This window comes from Deltaproteobacteria bacterium (genome assembly GCA_016177765.1).
Lineage (GTDB): Bacteria > UBA10199 > UBA10199 > JACPAL01 > JACOUP01 > JACOUP01.
Genome location: JACOUP010000011.1, coordinates 1 through 2,010 on the forward strand (window position 1 = coordinate 1; position 2,010 = coordinate 2,010).

2 protein-coding genes are annotated in these 2,010 nt (G+C 51.6%); one reads left to right on the top strand and one right to left on the bottom strand.

Annotation, left to right across the window (positions count from 1 at the left end; all coding sequences use genetic code 11):
- Positions 1 to 304: 304 nt before the first annotated feature.
- Positions 305 to 469 carry a hypothetical protein gene (locus HYS22_09255; GenBank protein ID MBI1910338.1) on the top strand — a complete coding sequence of 55 codons (165 nt, stop codon included), beginning with the start codon at positions 305 to 307 and terminating at the stop codon, positions 467 to 469.
- A gap of 1,012 nt (positions 470 to 1,481) precedes the next feature.
- On the opposite strand, the gene HYS22_09260 is transcribed toward HYS22_09255, so the two are convergent.
- Positions 1,482 to 1,709 (bottom strand): hypothetical protein, encoded by a 228-nt coding sequence (locus HYS22_09260; protein ID MBI1910339.1) that lies wholly within the window; start codon positions 1,707 to 1,709, stop codon positions 1,482 to 1,484.
- Positions 1,710 to 2,010: the final 301 nt, after the last annotated feature.

Below are 2,010 nucleotides of genomic sequence, written 5' to 3' on the forward strand. Positions count from 1 at the left end.
AGCGCATGACCGTCCGAGAGGTAGTGTTTAAGAAACGGGCGAGGGTCTCAATGGAAATCGAGAAATCCTCGGTAATCTGTTCTATGGTTCGGGCCTGAACCGCCATGATCACCTCTTTAAATTGGAAGCTAGCATGTTTACTACGTCATTGTCAATGTCATGACATAATTGGTGACATAAAACATGACAGAGGCAACCTGATTCACAAGGATTTCCTTCTTGCTAGGTTCGGGCTATGTCCAAGGTAACGTCCACACCCCGCCGTAGGCTTTCTTGCCAAAAACGCCTCGCGCTTTTCGACGAGATGACGAGAAGAATCGATCAGCTCCCGCCTATTAAACTGCTAGAAGCTGGGAAGGGTCGCGGCTGGACACGGGAGGATCTCTGCCCCGAACGCCTGGACCGGTATCCCGTCTCGCGGGCGCTGACATTTTCGTTTACCTATAATAAACACGATCATAAGAAATAGCCGTCTACGCCTACCGTTGGCTTGATCCCCAAACGTGGGCAAGTTAGCAGAGGACCGTTGATCGGCCTCCCACTATGGTGTAGTTTTCGTGCAAGAATCCTATGGCATCACCAGCAAGAGCAGAATTTCTATTGTCACTTGAGCGCGAGTTCGGCCGGTTGCACCGACTAGGGACAAGTACTTCCCTCTTTACTATCCGGGACAAGGCGCGGGTTTACGTTAGATATTCTAAAGTGCACAAGCGTGGCTCAACCTTTTTCGGGCTGAGGCAAGAAGATATAGCCCTTCTCGAAGGGTTCCCATCCTTCATTGCTTTTTTATGGGAAGGCCAAAGAGAACCCCTGCTTATCCCATACGAGCAGTTTGCTGCAGCATTCCGGTCCGTTGATCCTGCTAGTGACGGACAATACAAAGTACACATATACACGAACGAAGAGGGAACAGATCTCCACATCGTGCGGGCGGGAAGATTCGGCGTAGATTCCCATTTCGGTCTCCGGGAGCTCCGAACTGCTGTACTAGAAAGAGCCGAAGAACCACCGCCAATGGAGTTCTCTCACCATCAGATGCAAACGATCGTGGGGGCTATAGGCAGGCTGACCGGTCACGCTGTATACGTACCATTGAATGACAGGCCACTTATGGATTGGAGTATTGTGGACCGGTTCGCATTGGCTGACGACATCCCTTCGACTGGCCGACACGCACCCGCCGCTAGTCTAGCCCTGATAGACGTTCTCTGGATTCACCCCACACGGAATTTGTTAACAGCAGCCTTTGAAGTAGAACACTCCACACCAATCTATTCTGGGCTTCTTCGTTTGAACGATGTTCACATCGACTTTAAACTCCCTAGGGCAGGTATTGTTGCTGATGCAGAACGTGAAGATGCGTTCCTTCGACAAATCAACAGGCGGACATTTCGGGCTAGTGGCCTAAACGAGGTGTGCCTGTTTTACAAATATAGTGACATCTATCGCTGGTATCTGAGGCAACGTTCAGAAAGTCAGCCTTAGCTGCAATCACCTTCCTGTTCCTCCATAAAGAACGCCGCGTCATACGAGCCGACGGTTAGGATTCCTCTTTCGTCGACGTCGGCCCAGAAGAGACAATCGTCCTCATCCATCGCGGCGCGGATCTCCTTGGCTATTGCGTCTCGTTCGTCCTCTGTTTCGAACGGTCCTTGAGCGGATGGTTCTATCCCGTCGCCAACCTCTATGAGGTAGTACTTCCTTTCCATTTTCAGCCTCCTCTGCGGGATTTCTCTTCCTTTCCATTTTCAGCCTCCTCTGCGGGATTTCTCCTTCGGTTCCACGCCTATTTGAGGGTCATTGGCTAACATAGACTCCACGAGATCACGGGCGGACTCTTCAAACTCCTCGTTGGATTCCGGCAGGTAAAGCCACTTTTTTAGGATCGGGTGGGTGACCAGGTTCTTGTGGTCACGGCGTAGGGACTGATGGAATTTCTTCTCTGTCGGAACCAGCAGCCCATTCCAGGGCTCCCGCCCGCGCACAGCCAAAACCAGCACAAGGCGGCCA

Excerpts from the sequence above, each read along its gene's own strand:
- HYS22_09255 (MBI1910338.1), top strand. The coding sequence starts at position 305 with ATGACGAGAAGAATCGATCAGCTCCCGCCTATTAAACTGCTAGAAGCT.
- HYS22_09260 (MBI1910339.1), bottom strand. The coding sequence starts at position 1,709 with ATGGAAAGGAAGTACTACCTCATAGAGGTTGGCGACGGGATAGAACCA.